16 protein-coding genes and 3 tRNA genes are annotated in these 21,484 nt (G+C 57.3%); 6 read left to right on the top strand and 13 right to left on the bottom strand.

Features of this window, described 5'->3' with window-relative positions; translation table 11 throughout:
* Nucleotides 1-20: 20 nt before the first annotated feature.
* The 7 genes from hflX to nnr form a co-directional block, all read right to left on the bottom strand.
* A complete protein-coding gene (gene hflX / locus DBY73_RS15670) occupies nucleotides 21-1,301 on the bottom strand; it encodes a ribosome rescue GTPase HflX (protein ID WP_112011999.1) in 1,281 nt (426 codons plus the stop codon).
* Between the two features lie 74 nt (nucleotides 1,302-1,375).
* A complete protein-coding gene (gene hfq / locus DBY73_RS15665; RefSeq protein WP_003855990.1) occupies nucleotides 1,376-1,687 on the bottom strand; it encodes an RNA chaperone Hfq in 312 nt (103 codons plus the stop codon).
* A gap of 84 nt (nucleotides 1,688-1,771) precedes the next feature.
* Nucleotides 1,772-2,722 (bottom strand): tRNA (adenosine(37)-N6)-dimethylallyltransferase MiaA, encoded by a 951-nt coding sequence (gene miaA, locus DBY73_RS15660; protein WP_112011998.1) that lies wholly within the window; start codon nucleotides 2,720-2,722, stop codon nucleotides 1,772-1,774.
* Nucleotides 2,715-4,559, bottom strand: a complete 1,845-nt coding sequence (mutL, locus tag DBY73_RS15655) for a DNA mismatch repair endonuclease MutL (RefSeq protein ID WP_112011997.1) — start codon at nucleotides 4,557-4,559, stop codon at nucleotides 2,715-2,717. Before mutL ends, miaA begins: the two co-directional genes overlap by 8 nt.
* A 9-nt stretch (nucleotides 4,560-4,568) precedes the next feature.
* Nucleotides 4,569-5,915 (bottom strand): N-acetylmuramoyl-L-alanine amidase AmiB, encoded by a 1,347-nt coding sequence (gene amiB, locus DBY73_RS15650; RefSeq protein ID WP_112011996.1) that lies wholly within the window; start codon nucleotides 5,913-5,915, stop codon nucleotides 4,569-4,571.
* A gap of 16 nt (nucleotides 5,916-5,931) precedes the next feature.
* Nucleotides 5,932-6,393 carry a tRNA (adenosine(37)-N6)-threonylcarbamoyltransferase complex ATPase subunit type 1 TsaE gene (gene tsaE, locus DBY73_RS15645; protein ID WP_112011995.1) on the bottom strand — a complete coding sequence of 154 codons (462 nt, stop codon included), beginning with the start codon at nucleotides 6,391-6,393 and terminating at the stop codon, nucleotides 5,932-5,934.
* The gene (gene nnr / locus DBY73_RS15640; protein WP_112011994.1) at nucleotides 6,386-7,909 is read right to left on the bottom strand and encodes a bifunctional ADP-dependent NAD(P)H-hydrate dehydratase/NAD(P)H-hydrate epimerase; all 1,524 of its coding nucleotides are present in this window, start codon (nucleotides 7,907-7,909) and stop codon (nucleotides 6,386-6,388) included. Before nnr ends, tsaE begins: the two co-directional genes overlap by 8 nt.
* Between nnr and queG the strand changes: the two genes are divergently transcribed.
* Entirely contained in the window at nucleotides 7,908-9,047 is a 1,140-nt protein-coding gene (queG, locus tag DBY73_RS15635; protein ID WP_112011993.1) for a tRNA epoxyqueuosine(34) reductase QueG, read from the top strand. The two genes, nnr and queG, sit on opposite strands and share 2 nt — an antisense overlap.
* Nucleotides 9,048-9,317: 270 nt before the next feature.
* Here queG and DBY73_RS15630 read toward each other — a convergent pair.
* The 4 genes from DBY73_RS15630 to orn form a co-directional block, all read right to left on the bottom strand.
* Nucleotides 9,318-9,393: transfer RNA gene (locus DBY73_RS15630), tRNA-Gly, on the bottom strand.
* 45 nt (nucleotides 9,394-9,438) lie between these two features.
* A tRNA-Gly gene (locus DBY73_RS15625) sits at nucleotides 9,439-9,514 on the bottom strand.
* 45 nt (nucleotides 9,515-9,559) lie between these two features.
* Nucleotides 9,560-9,635, bottom strand: a tRNA-Gly gene (locus DBY73_RS15620).
* 196 nt (nucleotides 9,636-9,831) lie between these two features.
* Complete coding sequence (gene orn / locus DBY73_RS15615; RefSeq protein WP_112011992.1) at nucleotides 9,832-10,377, bottom strand: oligoribonuclease; 546 nt, start codon at nucleotides 10,375-10,377, stop codon at nucleotides 9,832-9,834.
* A 107-nt stretch (nucleotides 10,378-10,484) separates the two neighbouring features.
* Between orn and rsgA the strand changes: the two genes are divergently transcribed.
* The 3 genes from rsgA to mscM all read left to right on the top strand — a co-directional run bounded on the left by rsgA (nucleotide 10,485) and on the right by mscM (nucleotide 15,946).
* A complete protein-coding gene (rsgA, locus tag DBY73_RS15610) occupies nucleotides 10,485-11,537 on the top strand; it encodes a small ribosomal subunit biogenesis GTPase RsgA (protein ID WP_181573246.1) in 1,053 nt (350 codons plus the stop codon).
* Between the two features lie 97 nt (nucleotides 11,538-11,634).
* Nucleotides 11,635-12,603, top strand: coding sequence for an archaetidylserine decarboxylase (gene asd, locus DBY73_RS15605; RefSeq protein WP_112011990.1), 969 nt, complete (start codon nucleotides 11,635-11,637; stop codon nucleotides 12,601-12,603).
* 19 nt (nucleotides 12,604-12,622) lie between these two features.
* Nucleotides 12,623-15,946, top strand: coding sequence for a miniconductance mechanosensitive channel MscM (gene mscM, locus DBY73_RS15600; protein WP_112011989.1), 3,324 nt, complete (start codon nucleotides 12,623-12,625; stop codon nucleotides 15,944-15,946).
* A gap of 38 nt (nucleotides 15,947-15,984) precedes the next feature.
* Here mscM and yjeM read toward each other — a convergent pair whose 3' ends face one another.
* Together yjeM and epmA are read right to left on the bottom strand one after the other, a co-directional pair.
* The gene (gene yjeM / locus DBY73_RS15595) at nucleotides 15,985-17,484 is read right to left on the bottom strand and encodes a glutamate/gamma-aminobutyrate family transporter YjeM (RefSeq protein ID WP_112011988.1); all 1,500 of its coding nucleotides are present in this window, start codon (nucleotides 17,482-17,484) and stop codon (nucleotides 15,985-15,987) included.
* A gap of 194 nt (nucleotides 17,485-17,678) precedes the next feature.
* Nucleotides 17,679-18,656, bottom strand: a complete 978-nt coding sequence (gene epmA / locus DBY73_RS15590) for an elongation factor P--(R)-beta-lysine ligase (protein ID WP_112011987.1) — start codon at nucleotides 18,654-18,656, stop codon at nucleotides 17,679-17,681.
* Between the two features lie 310 nt (nucleotides 18,657-18,966).
* Between epmA and frdA the strand changes: the two genes are divergently transcribed.
* Entirely contained in the window at nucleotides 18,967-20,757 is a 1,791-nt protein-coding gene (frdA, locus tag DBY73_RS15585; RefSeq protein ID WP_112011986.1) for a fumarate reductase (quinol) flavoprotein subunit, read from the top strand.
* A complete protein-coding gene (locus tag DBY73_RS15580; protein ID WP_112011985.1) occupies nucleotides 20,750-21,484 on the top strand; it encodes a succinate dehydrogenase/fumarate reductase iron-sulfur subunit in 735 nt (244 codons plus the stop codon). The genes frdA and DBY73_RS15580 overlap by 8 nt, the downstream gene beginning before the upstream one ends.

The following is a 21,484-nucleotide window of genomic DNA, read 5'->3' as shown; positions in this document are numbered from 1 at the left end:
TTCAGGCTTACCCTTTCTGATCAGACGATATAGTCCGCCAGCGCAGGTTCTTGTTTACAGAGGCGACGCCAGTCAACGATCGGCATACGCACCTGCATCCCCACGCTGCCGTCATCCTCCATCCACTCTTTTTCTATCGCCTGAAGCTGATAAAACCGGCTGCGCAGCCTGCCTTCCTGTGGCGGCAGGCGCAGCGTGTGCTGAGCTACCTCACCGGAAAGACGTTCTGTCAAAGCCTGGAAAAGCAGTGGCACACCAACACCGGTCTGGGCGGAAAGCCAGACCCGAATCGGTTTGTTCTCTTCATCCCGGTCGATACGCGGTTCAAAATCATCCATCATATCGATTTTATTCATCACCAACAGCGTTGGGATTTCGTGGGCCTCGATCTCTTCGAGCACCACGTTTACCGCGTCGATGTTCTCCTGCACGCGGACGTCCGCTGCATCTATCACGTGCAGCAGCAGGGTCGCCTGACGCGTCTCCTGCAGGGTGGCTTTAAACGCCGCCACCAGATCGTGCGGCAGATGGCGAATAAACCCTACGGTATCCGCCAGCACCGTTTCCCCCACGTCAGCAACGTCAATGCGACGCAGCGTAGGGTCCAGGGTCGCAAAAAGCTGGTCTGCGGCATACACCTGGGCTTCGGTAATCTGGTTAAACAGGGTGGATTTACCGGCGTTGGTATACCCCACCAGCGACACCGTTGGGATGTCGGCTTTCGTTCGCGAACGACGTCCCTGCTCACGCTGTTTCTCAACTCTTTCCAGACGTGAGAGGATCTGGGTAATACGGCCACGTAATAAACGACGGTCGGTTTCGAGCTGGGTTTCACCCGGACCGCGCAAACCGATCCCGCCCTTTTGTCTTTCAAGGTGGGTCCAGCCGCGCACAAGGCGCGTCGCCAGATGGCGCAGCTGCGCCAGCTCAACCTGCAGCTTCCCTTCGTGTGTGCGCGCACGCTGAGCAAAAATATCTAAAATTAAGCCTGTGCGATCGATAACACGGCATTCGCAAAGGGCTTCCAGGTTACGTTCCTGAGCCGGAGACAGCGCATGGTCAAACAACACGACGGAGGCGCCGGTTGCTTTTACGGCATCCGCAATTTCAACTGCTTTACCTTCACCAACAAAATACTTTGGGTGCGGCGCTTTACGGCTACCGGTAATCACCTGCATTGCTTCGACACCGGCGGAAGAGACCAGAGTTTCAAACTCCTGGAGGTCTTCCATATCTTTGTCTTGCGAAAAATAGATGTGTACCAGCACCGCCTGCTCACCGGCATCATAACGGTCAAACAAGCGTATAACCCTCTAAAAAGATCAGCGGGGAACGCAGGATCCCTGGCTCCCCGTGTGGATAACAGCTCAAGACCTTATTCGGTCTCTTCGCTGTCCTGCGCTGGCGTTGAAGAACCCTGCGCGTTGCTGCCATGATGGTAGTTACTGCCAGTGCCGCCGCCAGCGTTATTGCTGTGATGAGATACCGGACGAGACGGAACAACAGTAGAGATCGCGTGCTTATAGACCATCTGACTGACCGTGTTTTTCAACAGGATCACGAACTGATCGAAAGACTCAATTTGACCTTGCAGCTTAATACCATTCACCAAATAAATAGAAACTGGAACACGTTCCCGACGCAATGCGTTCAGGAACGGATCTTGTAAAGATTGCCCCTTAGCCATTCTATCTTTTCCTTATATGATTGTTTTCTACTTAGAACCTTGCGATTCTGAAAATTGCGCACGATACGGTTCAATTGTACACATTCAGTGAGCGATATCACCAACAACCTGAATGACTTCGTTAAGCGCCTGTTGTGGTTTCTCACTGTCTAACCAGTGAACTCCCTCCCAACCGCGTAACCAGGTTATCTGGCGCTTCGCTAACTGCCTCGTGGCGCAAACACCTCGATAAACCATTTCATCGTATGAAATTTCACCTTCAAGATACGACCACATCTGGCGATATCCCACACAACGAATGGAAGGCATGTCCGTATGCAAATCTCCACGGGCAAAAAGCGCCCGCACTTCTGCTTCAAAATCTGAAGCCAACATCTGATGAAAACGCTGCTCAATTCGCTGATGCAGCAGTTCACGGCTCGCCGGGGCGATAGCGAACTGATGCACCTGATACGGCAGAGCGTCTCCTGACGTTTGCGTCAGTTCCGTTAAAGTTTTACCCGAAATGAAAAAAACTTCCAGTGCCCGGGAAAGCCTTTGCGGATCATTTGGATGAATCCGTGCTGCGGCAACCGGGTCAATCTCCGCCAGCTGCTTGTGCAATACGTCCCAACCCTGCTCTGCCGCCTGCTGTTCAATTTTAGCCCTCACTTCAGGGTCCGCTGAGGGTAAAGGTGATAACCCTTCCAACAGCGCCTTAAAGTAGAGCATGGTTCCTCCCACCAGCAGCGGAATACGTCCCGCCGCGGTGATCTCGGCCATTTCGGCTAACGCGTCGCGGCGAAAATCCGCTGCGGAGTAAGCCTGGGCCGGATCGAGAATGTTCAGCAAACGGTGCGGTGCCGCGCGCAGTTCCTCTGCGTCTGGCTTCGCCGTACCGATATCCATCCCCTTGTAAATGAGGGCAGAATCAACGCTAATCAACTCTACTGGCAAAACTTTACGTAGCTCAATGGCTAACGCCGTTTTGCCGGAGGCCGTTGGGCCCATTAAAAAAATCGCCTTAGGCAGGCTCGCCTTGCTTACGTCACTCATCTTTCAGGGCGGTCATCGCCATTTTCAAATCAACAGGTTGCAATAATCCACCCGGCGGCGTTTTCACCAGGTGCGGGCAAAGGCGTTCAACCTCAGCCAGCACGGTAATCGCCTGCGCCATACTCCACGAACTGTGTTCGCTTGCCAGATGGCGGGCGATCCACTGCGCGGTGTTGGCAGCATCAAACGACGTTTGCTGCGCCAGGTAGCCTATCAGTTCAGGAATCAAGTTTTGTAAATTTTGTTGGCGTAAGGGTAAAGGCACTGCGCGAATTGTCACATGCTGCGCTTCCAGAACGATTTCAATGCCCATTTCGGCCAGTTTGCCCTGCGAACGCTGCAAAAACCCTGTTTCTTCAGGGGATATTTTCAAGCGTACGGGGATCAGCAGCGGCTGCGCGCAGGCCACATTTTGGCCAGGCGTCAGCTGTACCTGCTTGAGCCAGCGCTCCGCGACGGGCAGCGCCAGCAGGAAAATTTTGCCTTCACGCTCCAGCAGCGCCATGTCGGGGGCGACAATCGTCAACACGCGCCCAAAGCTCTGGCTGTGCCCTTCAAGCGTGGGTGCGGGCACCTCTACGTGCTCTTTTCGCTCGACGGCCGGCGTATCCAGCAGCTTACGGTATAACTCGCCCTGCTGCTTTTGGTACCCCGCCTGCGCGTTGGGATAATTCGCGCCGGTTGGGCGCGGTGCGCTGCCCGCGGATGCCAAACGCGGCGCCGCCGGTTCGCGCGCCGCCGCGGGCTCGGCGAAATGGTTGCGTCCTGCCGCTACGCGGTTCTCCGGCAGCGAACGAGGTGCGGGTTCATCACGCGCCAGCGGCAGCGCGGGCTCCACCTGCTGCTGTAACACGCTCAATACGCCCTGATAAATAAAATCATGTACCAGCCGGGACTGATGAAAACGAACCTCATGCTTGGCAGGATGCACGTTGACGTCCACCTGATGCGGGTCAATTTCCAGATAAAGCACAAACGCGGGCTGTCGATCGGCACCAAGCTTGTCTTCACAGGCCTGGCGAATGGCGTGGTTGATCAGGCGATCGCGCATCATGCGGCCGTTGACGTAGCAGTACTGGATCTCAGCATAGGCGGCGCTGTTAGCCTGAGGGTCGGCTACCCAGCCGCGCATGGCCAGGTCGCCGTGCTGCCACTCAATCGCCAGCGCCTGCTCGAGGAACGGCGTCCCGCAGATTGCGCCCAGACGGCGTTCCTTCTGTCCGCCTTGCGCTACCGCGCGGTACTGACGCATCACCTTGCCGTTATGGCTGAGGTTAATGGTGACGTCAAAACGCGCCAGCGCGATGCGGCGAATGATCTCGTCGATATGTCCGAATTCGGTCTTTTCGGTGCGCATAAATTTGCGCCGGGCGGGGGTGTTGTAAAACAGATCCAGCACTTCCAGCGTCGTCCCTACCGGGTGCGCCGCTGGCTTGACCGTCACGTCCATCTCGCGCCCTTCGGCGTAAGCCTGCCAGGCTTCCTGCTGATCTGCGGTCCGTGACGTGAGGGTTAAACGGGAAACGGAGCTGATGCTGGCGAGCGCCTCGCCGCGAAAACCGAGGCTGATAATCGCCTCCAGATCGTCAAGCGAGGTAATTTTACTGGTGGCGTGACGCGCCAGCGCAAGCGCCAGCTCGTCTTTCTTGATGCCACAGCCGTTGTCGCGAATGCGGATAAGCTTCGCCCCGCCGCGTTCAATATCAATGTCGATACGGGTTGCGCCCGCGTCGAGGCTGTTTTCCACCAGCTCCTTCACCACCGATGCAGGGCGTTCCACCACTTCACCGGCGGCGATCTGGTTCGCGAGCTGCGGCGGCAGAACCTGAATCGGCATGACGTCTCCTTAGTTGGTCGCGGTCATCTCACCCGGCAGTGAAGCATTGGCCACCTGGCCTGCTCCGCCCGGCGGCGCGGACTGCAGCGGGTGCGCGTCAAAGTATTTGCGCAGACCGTTATAAATCGCTTCGGCAATTTGCTGCTGGTAGCTGTCGCTGCCCAGCAGACGCTCTTCGCCGTTGTTGCTGATAAAGCCCGTCTCGACCAGAATCGACGGAATATCCGGAGAGCGCAGCACGCCAAGGCTGGCATGCTCCGGGCGGCGCTTATGCAGCGACCCGATGCTCTGTAACTGGTTGAGTACGTTAGTGGCCACATCATACCCGACGCGCTGGGAATGACCGAACTGTAAATCAAGCACCGCCTGGCTAAGGTATGGATCGGCCTGGCTGTTAGCCAACACGTCGCCCGCCCCGCCTAACAGTTCAGACTGCTTCTCGTGCTCTTCCAGCCAGTTTGCCATTTCGCTGTTTGCACGACGGTTTGAGAGCACCCAGACGGAGGCGCCGGTGGCGCTGCGGTTTGGCGCAGCATCCGCGTGAATGGACACGAGGAAGTTAGCATTCTGCTTACGCGCTACGTCTGAACGCCCCATCACCGAGATAAAATAGTCGCCGTCGCGGGTCATCACGCCTTTAAACATCGGATCGTCATTCAGCAGCGCGCGCAGCTTGCGGGCAATGGCAATGGTGACGTTTTTCTCTCGCGTGCCGCCCGGTCCGATAGCCCCCGGATCTTGCCCACCGTGACCGGCATCAATAGCGATGATGACTTTCTCGCTGCCGCTCACCGCTCGCCGTGCGCTGACCGCAGGGCGCGTCACCGTATTGCTGCTGGTTGCAACGGTCAGGCGATCGTTTTGCGCTTTAAACGGGTTACGCGCGGGTTCCGTAGGGCGCGGTGTATAAACGGGCTGTTCGACACGCTTTGCGATAACCGGCGCGGGCGGCGGTGGAGGCGGCGGCGGTACATCAGCGTTAATCGTAAAGACGACCGTATAGTTCGCGCCGTTCTTCTGCTTAACCGCCTTCGTTTTCCCCTTTTCGGTCAGATCGACCACTAGCCTTAACGACTGGCTGTCCTGTGGCGTCCCTGAACGAATGCTTTTCACCAGGTTGTTTCCGCTGAACTGCAGCGGCAATCCCTGGATTACGCCGGTCTGTTTAATATCGAGCGCCACGCTGCGGCCGTCGATTTGTGAGAACGCATATTCAGGGTCGCCCATAAAGCTGAAGGTGATCCGGGCCTGGCTATCGCCGTTTGATACCTGAATATCGGAAAGATTTGCCGCCCCGGCGTGCGCGCACAGCAGCACCGTTGCAGCTAACAACCAACCTTTAACGCGACTAATCATTCCGTTATCCCTACGATCAACCGGCTAAACGCGCCAGTAAGGAATTGCCTGATGAGGAAACAGCACTGATGCGCGCCTCACGCCCTTGCGCCTGGTAATCTAAGTGAATTTCGACATCCGGGTCAGGCAACACGCCCGCCCCCTGCTGCGGCCACTCCACCAGGCAGATGGCGTTATTGGCGAAATAATCGCGGATCCCCATAAACTCCAGCTCCTCCGGGTCCGCAAGACGGTACAAGTCGAAGTGATACACCGTTAAGTTTTCCAGCGTGTAGGGTTCTACCAGCGTATAGGTCGGGCTTTTCACGTTGCCGCTATGGCCTAACGCCTGCAAAAAGCCGCGGCTGAAGGTTGTTTTACCCGCGCCTAAATCGCCATACAGATAAATGACGGTTGCCCCCAGACAGGCCTGCGCCACGCGCTTGCCGAGATCTAAAGTGGCTTGTTCATCGGGTAAAGGAATCGCTCGGTTAGTCATTTTCTACGTCAATCACATCCGGGTTAACAACGCGCCTCAGCGCGTCAAAAAGATCGGTCGCCAGCATGCCGCGCGTACCGTAACGTGCAGCAAGCCTGTCGGCCGCCGCCCCGTGGGCCACGCAGCCCGCACAGGCTGCATCATAAAGGGGAAGTTTCTGCCCAAGCAACGCGCCGATAATGCCGGACAGCACGTCGCCCATCCCACCGCTCGCCATGCCCGCATTGCCGGCACTAACAATGCCCTGCTCGCTTTCGCTGGCCACGACGGTTCCCGCCCCTTTCAAAACGGCAACACCTCCGTAACGTTTTACCAGACGTTGGGCAGAAAGTAAGCGATCGCTTTCAATTTCTGCCACGCTGCAGTTGAGCAGGCGCGCGGCTTCACCGGGGTGTGGCGTCAGGATGCGATTGTGACGCTTATCCGGGTTGATTGCCAGAAGGTTCAGCGCGTCGGCGTCCCAGAGCATCGGTTTGCGAAAATTCTCGACCTTTTGCAGGGCCTGCTTGCCCCAGCTTTGCTGTCCAAGTCCCGGGCCAATTACCACCACGTCGGCCCATTCGAGGCTTTCCTCAAGGGACTGCGGCGTCAGCTCGTGAACCATCAGCTCTGGCCGCGCGGTAATTATCGGCACAATATTCTCAACGCGAGTAAGTACTCGCACTAAACCAGCACCGCTGCGTAATGCCGCTTCGCCGGTCATACGAATCGCCCCTGCCGTACCGCGATCGCCACCAATAATCACCAGCCTGCCGTGGTCGCCTTTGTGGGACGTTGGTCGGCGCGGTGGGAGCCATTCTGCAAGCTGCGACGCATCAAAACGCGCGAGGTGTGTTTCCTGCCCCACAAGCCAGCTCTCCAGTCCCAGCGCACTGTGGTGCAAGGTGCCTACGACGTCCCGCGCTTTGCCCGTCAGCAGCCCCGGCTTGAGGCCAATAAAGGTCACGGTATGTGCCGCACTTATCACCGCGCCGGGCGTTGCGCCGGTTTCGGCAAGCAGCCCGGAGGGAATATCCAGGGCGATAACCGGTGCGGCATGCCCGTTGGCGCGCGCGATGAGCGCCGCCGCGCCTTCGCGGGGCGCTTGCTTCAACCCCGTGCCAAGCAGGCCATCAACGATCAGATCAACGTCATCAGGCCACGAAGCATCGGAGGCATGTATCAGGCCCCCTGCGTTCAGCCACGCTTCGCGCGCCAGGGTGGCTTCCTCCGGCAGAGGTTTTTCACTTTCCACCGCCAGCAGCGTGACGCGAAGCCCCGCCCCCACGGCCAGGCGCGCCACCACGTAGCCATCGCCGCCGTTGTTGCCATGTCCGCACAAGATTAACCAGTGTGGCGCATCTGGATAGGCCTCGCGGGCTACGGTAAACGCCGCTTCGCCCGCGCGCTGCATCAGTTCATAGAGCGTGATCCCCAGGCTGTCTGCCGCCTCTTTTTCGGCGCGTCGGAGGTCGTCCGCATGCCAGATGGAATGTGGTATACTTTCGGGGTTTTTCTTCACAGTATGGTCCGTCATGTCACAGCCCCTCGATCTCAATGAATTAGCGCAAAAAATTAAACAGTGGGGTGCTGAGCTTGGCTTCCAGAAGGTGGGTATCACCGATACCGACCTCTCCGCCAGCGAGCCAAAACTTCAGGCATGGCTGGACAAACAATACCACGGCGAAATGGAATGGATGGCGCGTCACGGCATGATGCGCGCGCGTCCGCACGAGCTTTTGCCGGGCACGCTGCGCGTTATTAGCGTGCGCATGAACTATCTGCCTGCCAATGCGGCATTTGCCCGCACGCTTAAAAATCCCTCTCTGGGCTACGTTAGCCGATATGCCCTTGGGCGGGACTATCATAAGCTTCTGCGTAACCGCTTAAAAAAACTCGGGGAAACCATTCAGCAGCACTGTGCTTCGCTGAATTTTAGACCGTTTGTCGACTCTGCGCCTATTCTTGAGCGCCCCATCGCCGAAAAAGCGGGGCTTGGCTGGACAGGTAAGCACTCACTTATTCTCAGCCGCGATGCCGGATCGTTCTTCTTTCTGGGAGAACTGCTCATTGATTTACCGCTGCCGATAGATGGCCCCGTGGAGGAAGGCTGCGGGCGCTGCGTGGCCTGCATGACCATCTGCCCCACGGGCGCGATCGTCGAGCCTTACGTCGTTGACGCACGCCGCTGTATCTCTTATCTCACCATCGAGCTGGAAGGTGCCATTCCAGAGGAATTTCGCCCGCTTATCGGCAACCGCATCTACGGCTGCGACGACTGCCAGCTGATCTGCCCGTGGAATCGCTATTCACAGCTGACGGAAGAAGAGGACTTTAGTCCGCGTAAGGCGCTGCACGCGCCGCAGCTTATCGAGCTGTTTGCCTGGACTGAAGCCTGGTTCCTGAAAGTGACCGAAGGATCGGCCATTCGCCGCATTGGTCATCTGCGCTGGCTGCGCAATGTCGCCGTGGCGTTGGGGAATGCGCCGTGGGATGAAGCCAATATTCAGGCGCTTGAAAGCCGTAAAGGTGAGCACCCACTTCTTGATGAACACATAGAATGGGCGATTGCGCAGCAAATCGATAAGCGAAATGCCGGCGTGGTCGAGGTGCAGCTTCCGAAGAAACAGCGCCTGGTCAGAGTCGTTGAGAAAGGGCTGATACGGGATGCGTGATATATTCACAGCCTGTGAATAAAAATAAGAAGTGAGGCGCCACCAGCTCTGACAAACAGGTCAAGTGATCTCAATAACATTTTGAAATCAAAATTTCTTCATTAATTACAGTCAATTATGAAGATATTATTCACCCTGCTAACATTTCGCTCAAACTGCTTTACGTTGGGTTTCTGTGGATAACTCTGTTTACAAGAGTATTTCAGATAAAATAGAAAGCGTCCCCAGCAAAGCAATTTACTGTGGATAATATAGATATGGAGAAGAATTTGGAGCGGGAAACGAGACTCGAACTCGCGACCCCGACCTTGGCAAGGTCGTGCTCTACCAACTGAGCTATTCCCGCTTGGGTGTTCTGGTGCTATGCGTATCTTACGATACTTTCAAATTTTGGAGCGGGAAACGAGACTCGAACTCGCGACCCCGACCTTGGCAAGGTCGTGCTCTACCAACTGAGCTATTCCCGCTTGGGTGTTTTGGTGCTGGCGTATCTTGCGATACTTATCAAATTTTGGAGCGGGAAACGAGACTCGAACTCGCGACCCCGACCTTGGCAAGGTCGTGCTCTACCAACTGAGCTATTCCCGCAAATCTGTACTGCTTTTGTTGCTGTCGTAACGTGTAATTCTCTGTCGTTACGGGAGGCGCATTATACGAGAAATCCGTTTAGCTGCAACCCCCCTAAAAGCGTTTTTTTCGAAATTCAGTTCAAGTGCTTATTTAATCGGCAAGCTGAACAATTTAGCGGCAAAAACCCGGCTGCGCAAGGCGCCGGGTCTCAAAATCACAGCTTAATGAAGTTCTCGCGATAATACGCCAGCTCCGCCACGGACTCGCGGATGTCATCCATCGCCTGGTGCGTTCCCTGCTTTTTGAACCCGTCGAGAATTTCCGGCTTCCAGCGGCGCGCCAGCTCTTTTAGGGTGCTCACATCGAGATAACGATAGTGGAAGTATGACTCCAGCTCAGGCATGTACTTAAACAGGAAACGGCGATCCTGACCAATGCTGTTGCCGCAGATCGGCGATTTACCCGCCGGAACCCACTGCTTCAGAAACTCGAGCGTCGCCAGCTCCGCATCGCGGTCGCCCTGGGTGCTGGCCTTAACGCGCTCCACCAGCCCGCTGCCGGTATGCGTGCGCACGTTCCACTCGTCCATCAGCGCAAGCTGTTCATCAGACTGATGCACCGCAATGGTGGGGCCTTCCGCCAGGATATTCAGGTTGGCATCGGTGACCAGCGTAGCAATTTCAATAATGCGATCGCGCTCGGGATCGAGTCCGGTCATTTCAAGATCGATCCAAATCAGGTTGTTTTCATCCGCGCTCATGTTATTTTCCACCCTTCTCGCATAACCGGCAGTAGCAGGTTAACTAGTATTAATTAGAGTGTATCATAGAGGTTTTGCCCACAACGGGCGACCAGGAGCCAGCGCGATTGAGTAAAAATAAACTCTCCAAAGGGCAGCAGCGCCGCGTAAACGCCAACCACCAGCGCCGTCTTAAAACCACTTCGGAGAAGCCGGACTACGACGACAATCTGTTTGGCGAAGCGACGGAAGGCGTGGTGATTAGCCGGTTTGGCATGCATGCCGACGTTGAATCCGCCGACGGGGAAATCCACCGTTGCAATATCCGTCGCACTATTCGTTCGCTGGTAACCGGCGACCGCGTCGTTTGGCGCCCCGGAAAAGAAGCCGCCGAAGGGGTCACGGTAAAAGGCATCGTTGAAGCCGTACATGAACGCACCTCGGTGCTGACCCGTCCCGATTTCTATGACGGCATTAAGCCAATTGCTGCCAACATCAATCAGATCGTCATCGTTTCGGCGATCTTACCCGAGCTTTCGCTCAATATTATCGACCGATACCTCGTCGCCTGTGAAACGCTACAGGTTGAGCCGATTATCGTATTGAACAAAATCGATCTGCTGGATGAGGAAGGCATGGCCTTCGTCAACGAGCAGATGGATATCTATCGCAACATCGGCTACCGCGTATTGATGGTATCCAGCCACACCAAAGACGGCCTGAAGCCGCTCGAAGAGGCGTTGACCGATCGCATCAGCATCTTTGCCGGCCAGTCCGGCGTGGGTAAATCCAGCCTGCTGAATAACCTGCTTGGCCTGCAGAAAGAGATTTTGACCAACGATGTCTCCGACGTCTCGGGTCTGGGCCAGCACACGACGACCGCCTCTCGCCTGTACCACTTCCCGCACGGCGGAGACGTGATCGATTCCCCGGGGGTACGCGAATTTGGCTTGTGGCACCTCGAGCCGGAACAAATCTTCAACGGCTTTGTCGAATTCCATGACTATTTAGGCGCTTGCAAATACCGGGACTGTAAACACGACAATGACCCAGGCTGCGCGATCCGCGAAGCGGTAGAAAACGGTGAAATTGCGGAAACCCGCTTTGAAAATTACCACCGCATCCTTGAGAGCATGGACCAGGTAAAAACGCGTAAAAACTTTTCTGATTCTGATAACTGACAACTAAGCTAAGCATCGCTAAAATCGTCCCCTTTTTTCAGGTTCCGGCTGCCTGCAGCCGGATCAGGAACGACAAAACAATGGCCTGGAGGCTACCTTGTTAAACTCATTTAAACTTTCGCTTCAATACATTCTGCCGAAACTGTGGCTCACTCGCCTGGCGGGCTGGGGCGCGAGCAAACGAGCGGGCTGGTTGACCAAACTGGTCATCGACCTTTTCGTGAAATACTACAAGGTCGACATGAAAGAGGCGCAAAAGCCTGACACCGCCAGCTACCGTACGTTTAACGAATTTTTCGTGCGCCCGCTGCGCGATGAAGTGCGTCCGCTGAATACCGATCCTAACGTGCTGGTTATGCCTGCAGACGGCGTGATTAGCCAGCTTGGCAACATTGAAGACGATAAAATCCTGCAGGCGAAAGGCCATAACTACAGCCTCGACGCGCTGCTGGCCGGTAACTACCTGATGGCCGACCTGTTCCGCAACGGGACGTTTGCCACAACCTATCTCTCCCCGCGCGACTACCACCGCGTTCATATGCCCTGCAACGGCATCCTGCGCGAGATGATCTACGTGCCGGGCGAACTGTTCTCCGTAAACCACCTGACCGCGCAAAACGTGCCAAATCTCTTCGCCCGCAACGAGCGCGTCATCTGCCTGTTTGACACTGAATTTGGTCCAATGGCCCAGATTCTGGTGGGTGCCACCATTGTCGGCAGCATCGAAACCGTCTGGGCTGGCACCATTACCCCGCCGCGCGAAGGCATCATCAAGCGCTGGACGTGGCCTGCCGGCGAAGCGGAAGGCTCCATTGCGCTGCTGAAAGGCCAGGAAATGGGCCGCTTCAAGCTGGGCTCAACGGTGATCAACCTGTTCGCGCCGGGTAAAGTGACTCTCGCTGAAGGGCTGGAAAGCCTGTCCGTGACCAAACTCGGCCAGCCGCTGGCGGTCTCAACCGAAACCTTCGTGACGCCGGACGCAGAGCCTGCCCCGCTGCCTGAAGAAGAGATCAAAGCGGAACACGACGCCAGCCCGCTGGTTGACGACAAGAAAGACGAAGGCTAACTCAAGAAGGATCGCTGACGTGCGCCCGATTATCGTATTACTGATGGCCTGGTGCCTCAGCATGGGGGCGTACGCAGCGACGGCCCCCGAGGCCAAACAGATAGCTCAGGAGCTGGAGCAGGCCAAAGCGGCCAAGCCCGCTCAGCCGGAGACCGTTGAGTCGCTCCAGGCCGCGCTGAACGCGCTTGAGGAACGTAAAGGTTCCCTTGAGCGCGCCCAGCAGTATCAGCAGGTTATCGATAACTTCCCGAAACTTTCCCAGACGTTACGTTCGCAGCTGAACAATCTGCGCGACGAGCCGCGCGACGTGCCGGTTGGCCTGACGTCCGACGCGCTGAATCAGGAAATTTTGCAGGTCAGCAGCCAGCTGCTGGAGAAGAGCCGGCTGGCGCAGCAGGAGCAGGAGCGCGCCCGCGAAATTGCCGACTCGCTCAGCCAGCTTCCGCAGCAGCAAACCGATGCGCGCCGCCAGCTAAATGACGTTGAGCGCCGCATAGGGACGTCCACCGGCAATACGCCGCAAAGTCAGGCGCAAAACCTTGGGCTGCAGGCCGAATCCGCGCGGCTAAAAGCGCTGGTCGACGAGCTGGAGCTGGCGCAGCTATCCGCCAACAACCGCCAGGAACTGTCGCGCATGCGCTCAGAGCTGGCGCAAAAGCAGAGCGAACAGCTTGACGCCTACCTGCAGGCGCTGCGCAACCAGCTGAACAGCCAGCGCCAGCGCGAAGCCGAACGCGCGCTGGAAAGCACCGAGCTGCTGGCCGAAAACAGCGCGAACCTGCCCGCCGGGATCGTCGATCAGTTCAAGGTCAACCGCGAGCTTTCTGCCGCGTTAAACCAGCAGGCGCAGCGCATGGATTTGGTCGCGTCACAGCAGCGCCAGGCCACTAATCAAACGCTTCAGGTTCGCCAGGCGCTGAATACCCTGCGCGAGCAGTCCCAGTGGCTCGGCTCGTCAAACCTGCTGGGCGAAGCGCTCCGCGCCCAGGTTGCCCGTCTGCCGGAGATGCCAAAACCGCAGCAGCTGGACACCGAGATGGCGCAGCTCCGCGTCCAGCGTCTGCATTTTGAAGACCTGCTCAACAAGCAGCCGCAAATCCGCCAGATTCGCCAGGCGGACGGCCAGCCGCTCACCGCGGAACAAAGCCGCATTCTGGAAGCCCAGCTGCGCACGCAGCGTCAGCTTCTGAACTCCCTGCTTCAGGGCGGCGACACCCTGATCCTTGAGCTGACCAAGCTGAAGGTCTCCAACAGCCAGCTGGAGGATGCGCTGAAAGAGGTAAACGAAGCCACGCACCGTTACCTCTTCTGGACGTCCGACGTCCGCCCTATGACCTTCTCCTGGCCGATCGACATCGTGCAGGATCTACGCCGCCTGATCTCGCTGGATACGTTCAGCCAGCTGGGCCAGGCCAGTGTGATGATGATCACCAGCAAGGAGACGATCTTCCCGCTGCTGGGGGCGCTGATTCTGGTCGGCTTTAGCATTTATTCGCGCAGGCACTTCACCCGCTTTTTAGAACGTTCAAGCGCCCGGGTAGGCAAGGTCACACAGGATCACTTCTGGCTGACGCTGCGCACCGTGTTCTGGTCGATTCTTGTCGCCTCTCCGCTGCCGGTGCTGTGGATGACGTTGGGATACGGCCTGCGGGAGGCCTGGCCCTACCCGCTTGCGGTCGCCATTGGCGATGGCGTAACGGCAACCGTCCCGCTGCTGTGGGTGGTGATGATTTGCGCCACCTTCGCGCGCCCGAATGGCCTGTTCATCGCCCACTTCGGCTGGCCGCGCAACCGCGTTGCGCGCGCCATGCGCTACTACCTGATGAGCATCGGGCTTATCGTGCCGCTGATTATGGCGCTGATCATGTTCGATAATCTCAACGATCGGGAATTCTCAGGCTCGCTGGGCAGGCTGTGCTTCATGCTGATTTGCGGCGCGCTGGCCGTGGTTACGCTTAGCCTGAAGCGCGCCGGCATTCCGCTTTACCTCGATAAAACCGGCAGCGGCGAGAACATGTTTAACCGCCTGCTGTGGAACCTGCTGCTGAGCGCGCCGCTGATCGCAATGCTGGCTGCGGCGGTGGGCTATCTTGCTACCGCCCAGGCGCTGCTGGCGCGTCTGGAAACATCCGTCGCGATCTGGTTCCTGCTGCTGGTGGTGTACCACGTCATTCGCCGCGGGATGCTGATCCAGCGTCGCCGCCTGGCGTTCGATCGCGCCAAGCACCGCCGCGCCGAAATTCTCGCCCAGCGCGCCCGGGGTGAAGAAGAGCCTAACCACGTTAACAGCACTGAAGGGGCGGTGGATGCCGACGATGTCGAAATCGATCTGGATGCCATCAGCACCCAGTCATTGCGGCTGGTGCGCTCCCTCCTGATGCTGGTGGCGCTGCTGTCGGTGATCTTCCTGTGGTCGGAAATTCACTCCGCGTTTGGCTTCCTGGAGAACATTTCGCTTTGGGACGTGACGTCCACGGTGCAGGGCGTTGAGAGTCTGGAACCCATAACGCTGGGCGCGGTGCTGATTGCGATTCTGGTGCTGATCATTACCACCCAGCTGGTGCGTAATTTCCCTGCGCTGCTGGAGCTGGCGCTGTTGCAGCACCTGGATTTAACCCCCGGCACGGGATACGCCATCACCACCATCACCAAATACCTGATCTTGCTCTTTGGCGGGATGGTCGGTTTCTCCATGATCGGCATTGAGTGGTCTAAATTGCAGTGGCTGGTCGCCGCGCTGACGTTTGGCCTTGGTTTCGGCATGCAGGAGATATTCGCGAACTTCGTCTCCGGCCTGATCATCCTGTTCGAGAAACCGATTCGTATCGGCGATACGGTGACCATTCGCGATTTGACCGGCAGCATTACCAAGATCAACACCCGTGCGACCACCATCAGCGACTGGGATCGTAAAGAGATCATCGTTCCGAACAAGGCGTTTATCACCGAACAGTTTATCAACTGGTCGCTGTCTGACTCCGTCACCCGCGTGGTGCTGACCGTGCCGGCTCCGTCGGATGCCAACAGCGAGGAGGTGACGCAGATCCTTTACGCCGCGGCAGAGCGCTGCACTCTGGTGCTCGACACCCCGGCCCCGGAAGTGTTCCTGGTCGATTTACAGCAGGGCATTCAGATTTTCGAGCTACGAATCTATGCCGCCGAAATGGGGCACCGCATGCCGCTGCGCCATGAGATCCATCAGCTGATTCTGGCGGGCTTCCGCGAACACGGTATCGAAATGCCGTTCCCACCGTTCCAGATGCGTCTGGAAAGCATGGACGGGCGTAAGATGGGAAGAACGCTGACCTCTGCGGCGCGTACGCGCCCGGCGGGCAGTTTGTGATCCTTTCCCCCCTCCTTCTCGGGAGGGGGACATTTCTACTAGACTACTTCTGTGACATACGCCGTCGAGCGTCGACGGTAATTCTCATAAATCCCCATCGCCATCAGCGAGAAGAAGATCGGGCCGCCGACCATCCACAGTGCGCTGTTCCAGTCATTGGCCTCAATCACCGGCTGGATCACGGTAAAGATGTTGGCAAACGCTACCACCAGCACCACCACCGTGGTTGCCAGAAGCGTTGCCGCGCGGGTTTTGAAAATCACGAACGGACGTTCCAGATCCTGCTTCGCCTTGAAGAACGGGAAGGCAATGGTCAGGAAAAGATAGGGCAGCGTCATCGAGACGTTCGCCATCAGCGTTAGCTTGTTATAGAACGCCGACGCGGTGTCACCGCCGAAGGACACCAGCAGAATAAATACGCAGACCAGCATGCACTGCATCCACATGGCGTTGGCGGGCATTCCCGTCGCGTTGAGCTGCGTCATGCGCGCGGGCCACAGGGCTTTTGGCGTTCCCTGGATAATCGCCTTCAGCGGCGAGTAGATCAGCGTGAAAAACGCGCCCGTGTAGGCGAGGAACATCGACAGGCCGGTAATGCGCGCAAACCAGATCCCCAGCGCGGCGGCCGCGTCAGGCGTCAGGTGCATGGCCTGGCCCAGCGTTTCCCCTAAGCTTTTCATCAGCACATAGGTGATGTTCCCAAGGTTGGTTGTATTGTTGCCAAGCACCTGCTGCCAGTTAGTGCTGACGCCCCACAGGAAAATCGCCAGCGAATAACCAATGGAAATAACCATCGCCGCGAAGATAATGCCTTTCGCAAAGTTCTTCTCTGGGTTGTCGGTTTTGTCCACGAGGCCGCCCACCGCCTCAATGCCGCCATAGGCAAAAATGGCAAATACCACGAACGACAGCATGGCAAGGCCGGACTGATAGCTTGGGTTTGGCGACGAGACGAAGTTCACCTCCTGGGCAAAATGTCCGCCGTTCAGGTACAGAATGGCGATGCTCACCAGCAGCAGCACCAGGTTCAGGCACATGACCGAAATGCCACCGACAGCCGTAATGCGCGCAATTTTATTGATGCCTTTCGACGCCACCAGCGTCACAACGATCATCCAGCACACCGCAAGGATCCCGACGACCTGCGTAGAGCTCAGGCCAGCCAGCGACCACACCTGCGTTTTGTCAGACCCGAAGAGAAACGTCGACAGCGGCACCCACACTTTGGCCGCCGTGCTCACCATCCAGACCACGTACGAGGAGAACCACATAAAGGTGCCGATAAAGGCGTAGCGCGGGCCGATACTGTTGTTCATCCAGGAATAGATGCCGCCCTCTTCTTTCCGGTAGGCCGAGCCCATTTCCGCCATCATCAGCGCAAAAGGAATAAAGAAGAACAGAGCGGATACGATGTAAAACGGCGTTGCGCTGTAGCCCATCAGGTAGAACGCAGACGGGCTGTTGGCAAAGCCGAAGACTGACGTGAAAATCATCAGAATGAGCCCGGTGAGGGTCATCTTTTTTAGCGAGTGGGACATAGGACCATCCGAAGAGAAATAAACTGCGCGGATGTTAGCAGATGACCAGACGGATATTGTGGCTATACGGGGCAAATTAAGAAAAAGACCCGTGTATAAAGAATGTGGCAGTTTTTAATGTTGTCGTGCGGAAATGGAAAGCTAAATTGACAGGAATGGCACGCCGGGCAAGCTGAGCGCTACCCGGCCTTTTTTCAGGCGCGATCGACCGTAAACGCAATCACATCGCCGAGATGTTCCGCGCCAAGCGCCAGCATGACCAGGCGATCCACGCCCAGCGCCACGCCGGAACAATCCGGCAGGCCAGCCTGTAAGGCCGCAAGCAGATTATTATCAATCGGCTGCTGCGGCAGGCCGCGCGCGGTGCGCTTGCGGTTGTCCTGCTCGAAGCGCTGCTGCTGCTCGCGCGCATCGGTCAGCTCGTGGAAACCGTTCGCCAGCTCAATCCCCTTGTAATAGACCTCAAAGCGTTCAGCCACGCGGTGATCTTCGGTGCTGATTTGCGCCAGCGACGCCTGGCTTGCCGGGAAATGATACACAAAGGTCGGCTTGTCTTTGCCAATCTGCGGCTCAACGCCGAAGGTGAACAGCAGCTGAAGCAGCGCGTCGCGATCGTCTTCAGTATCCGCCACGTTGCTCAGATCCAGTTTTGCCGCCACCTCGCGCAGCTGGGCTTTGTCCGCCGAGAGCGGATCGATCTCCAGATGACGCTGGAACGCCTGCTGATAGGAGAGGGTTTCGGCTTCCGCACAATCCAGCACCTGCTGCAGCAGGTCGTCCACCTCGTTCATCAGGCGGTACATGTCGTAATGCGGACGATACCACTCGAGCATGGTGAACTCAGGATTGTGGTGACGGCCCATCTCTTCATTGCGGAAGCTGCGGCACAGCTGATATACCGGGCCACATCCCGCCGCCAGCAGGCGCTTCATGTGGTATTCGGGGCTAGTCATCAGATACAGGTTCATCCCCTGTGAGTGGCCAGGGCCAACAAAACGGGTTTCAAACGGGACCAGATGAATATCCGTTACCGTCGCCTGACTCATGCACGGCGTTTCCACCTCCAGGACACCGCGATCGCTAAAAAAGCGGCGGATCTCCGCCATAATCGCTGCGCGTTTTAACAGATTTGGGATGGACGCGCTCGGCTGCCAGGTGGCCGTTTCGCTCATGAGTTTTTCTCCGATGTCAGACAAGGGCACGCAGTCTACTCGTAAGCGTGGGCAGAGACAAATTTTGCGCAGTAAAAGCGACTATTTCATATATCCCGAAAATTATGTGACGTAATCCATCAATCATGATGATAAATCACCGCACAGAACCGCAAAAAAATCGAACACGTCAAATTTCCCTCACATCCGCGCGGTTATACTCCTTTACCCATAAAGGAGCAGTGGAAACGCTTTCGCAATCGTCCCTTTGGGCGGATGAACTACCTTTAGGTCATCGGGTTGCGAAATAACAACAATCTGGAGGAATGTCGTGCAAACTTTTCAAGCCGATCTTGCCGTTATAGGCGCTGGCGGTGCGGGATTACGTGCTGCGATCGCCGCAGCGCAAGCTAATCCCAACGCTAAAATCGCATTGATTTCTAAAGTCTATCCTATGCGCAGCCACACCGTTGCGGCAGAAGGAGGATCCGCCGCCGTTGCGCAGGATCATGACAGCTTCGAATACCATTTCCACGACACGGTTGCCGGAGGCGACTGGCTTTGCGAACAGGATGTCGTTGATTATTTCGTGCATCATTGCCCAACGGAAATGACCCAGCTCGAGCAGTGGGGATGCCCGTGGAGCCGCCGTCCGGACGGCAGCGTCAACGTTCGCCGCTTCGGCGGGATGAAGATTGAACGCACCTGGTTCGCCGCCGATAAAACCGGCTTCCACATGCTGCATACCCTGTTCCAAACCTCCCTTCAGTTCCCGCAAATTCAGCGCTTCGACGAACACTTTGTCCTCGATATTCTGGAGGATGAGGGCCATGCGCGCGGCCTGGTGGCGATGAACATGATGGAAGGCACGTTAGTCCAGATCCGCGCAAACGCGGTGGTGATGGCGACGGGCGGCGCGGGACGCGTGTATCGCTACAACACCAACGGCGGCATCGTGACCGGTGACGGCATGGGGATGGCGCTGAGCCACGGCGTACCGCTGCGCGACATGGAATTTGTTCAGTATCACCCGACCGGCCTGCCGGGTTCGGGCATTCTGATGACGGAAGGCTGCCGCGGCGAAGGCGGTATTCTGGTCAACAAAGACGGCTATCGCTATCTGCAGGATTACGGCATGGGGCCGGAAACGCCGCTCGGCGAGCCGAAGAACAAGTACATGGAGCTTGGCCCGCGCGACAAAGTGTCTCAGGCCTTCTGGCACGAATGGCGTAAGGGCAACACCATTTCCACCCCGCGCGGCGACGTGGTTTACCTCGATCTGCGCCATCTGGGCGAGAAAAAACTGCTGGAGCGCCTGCCGTTCATCTGCGAGCTGGCGAAAGCCTACGTGGGCGTCGATCCGGTCAAAGAGCCGATTCCAGTGCGCCCAACCGCACACTACACCATGGGCGGTATCGAAACCGACCAGCAGTGCGAAACCCGCATTAAAGGGCTGTTCGCCGTGGGCGAGTGTTCTTCTGTTGGCCTGCACGGTGCCAACCGCCTGGGTTCCAATTCGCTGGCAGAACTGGTGGTCTTTGGCCGCATGGCGGGCGAGCGCGCGATGGAGCGTGCTGCAACCGCGGGTGAAGCCAACGGCGCCGCGCTGGACGCTCAGGTCGCCGACGTTGAAAAACGCCTGAAAGACCTGGTGAACCAGGAAGGCAACGAAAACTGGTCGAAGATCCGCGACGAGATGGGCATGTCGATGGAAGAGGGCTGCGGCATCTACCGTACGCCAGAGCTGATGCAGAAAACCGTCGACAAGCTGGCAGAGCTGCAGGAGCGCTTCAAGCGCGTGCGTATTACCGATACGTCAAGCGTGTTCAACACCGACCTGCTGTACACCATCGAGCTGGGCCACGGCCTGAACGTCGCCGAATGTATGGCGCACTCGGCGCTGGCGCGTAAAGAGTCTCGCGGGGCGCACCAGCGTCTGGACGAAGGCTGTACCGAGCGTGACGACGTCAATTTCCTCAAGCACACCCTCGCTTACCGCGATGCGGACGGCACTACGCGCCTGGACTATAGCGATGTGAAAATCACGACGCTGCCGCCGGCGAAGCGCGTGTACGGGGCAGAAGCGGAAGCAGCCGAGAAGAAGGAGACGGCGAATGGCTGAGATGCAAAAAATGAAAGTGGAAGTGGTGCGCTACAACCCGGAAGTGGATACGGCACCGCACAGCGCTTTCTATGAAGTGCCTTATGACGAGCAAACCTCCCTGCTGGACGCGCTCGGCTACATTAAAGATAACCTGGCGCCGGACCTGAGCTACCGCTGGTCCTGCCGCATGGCGATCTGCGGCTCCTGCGGCATGATGGTCAATAAAGTACCGAAGCTGGCGTGTAAAACCTTCCTGCGCGAATACACCAAGGGCATCAAGGTTGAAGCGCTGGGCAACTTCCCGATTGAGCGCGATCTGGTGGTCGATATGACCCACTTTATTGAGAGCCTGGAGGCGATTAAGCCGTACATCATTGGCAACCCGCGAACCCCGGATCAGGGCCCAAACACCCAAACGCCTGCGCAGATGGCGAAATACCATCAGTTCTCCGGCTGCATCAACTGCGGCCTGTGCTACGCCGCATGTCCGCAGTTCGGCCTGAACAAAGAGTTCATCGGCCCGGCGGCGATCACCCTGGCGCACCGCTATAACGAAGACAGCCGCGACCACGGCAAAAAAGAACGTATGGCGCAGCTTAACAGCCAGAACGGCGTCTGGAGCTGCACTTTTGTGGGCTATTGCTCCGAAGTGTGTCCAAAGCATGTCGATCCGGCCGCCGCTATTCAGCAGGGAAAAGTAGAAAGCTCGAAAGACTTTCTTATCGCTACCCTGAAACCACGCTAA

It is taken from the genome of Enterobacter sp. RIT418, assembly GCF_003057745.1.
In the GTDB taxonomy this organism is placed as follows: Bacteria; Pseudomonadota; Gammaproteobacteria; order Enterobacterales; family Enterobacteriaceae; genus Enterobacter.
This window is presented reverse-complemented; position numbering and strand designations above follow the sequence as displayed.

What these genes read in the sequence shown, in the direction of transcription:
- orn (WP_112011992.1), bottom strand. Translation starts at nt 10,377, where the DNA reads ATGAGCGCGGATGAAAACAACCTGATTTGGATCGATCTTGAAATGACC.
- amiB (WP_112011996.1), bottom strand. Translation starts at nt 5,915, where the DNA reads ATGATTAGTCGCGTTAAAGGTTGGTTGTTAGCTGCAACGGTGCTGCTG.
- mutL (WP_112011997.1), bottom strand. Translation starts at nt 4,559, where the DNA reads ATGCCGATTCAGGTTCTGCCGCCGCAGCTCGCGAACCAGATCGCCGCC.
- yjeM (WP_112011988.1), bottom strand. Translation starts at nt 17,484, where the DNA reads ATGTCCCACTCGCTAAAAAAGATGACCCTCACCGGGCTCATTCTGATG.
- nnr (WP_112011994.1), bottom strand. Translation starts at nt 7,909, where the DNA reads ATGACGGACCATACTGTGAAGAAAAACCCCGAAAGTATACCACATTCC.
- hfq (WP_003855990.1), bottom strand. Translation starts at nt 1,687, where the DNA reads ATGGCTAAGGGGCAATCTTTACAAGATCCGTTCCTGAACGCATTGCGT.
- miaA (WP_112011998.1), bottom strand. Translation starts at nt 2,722, where the DNA reads ATGAGTGACGTAAGCAAGGCGAGCCTGCCTAAGGCGATTTTTTTAATG.
- queG (WP_112011993.1), top strand. Translation starts at nt 7,908, where the DNA reads ATGTCACAGCCCCTCGATCTCAATGAATTAGCGCAAAAAATTAAACAG.
- epmA (WP_112011987.1), bottom strand. Translation starts at nt 18,656, where the DNA reads ATGAGCGAAACGGCCACCTGGCAGCCGAGCGCGTCCATCCCAAATCTG.
- tsaE (WP_112011995.1), bottom strand. Translation starts at nt 6,393, where the DNA reads ATGACTAACCGAGCGATTCCTTTACCCGATGAACAAGCCACTTTAGAT.
- DBY73_RS15580 (WP_112011985.1), top strand. Translation starts at nt 20,750, where the DNA reads ATGGCTGAGATGCAAAAAATGAAAGTGGAAGTGGTGCGCTACAACCCG.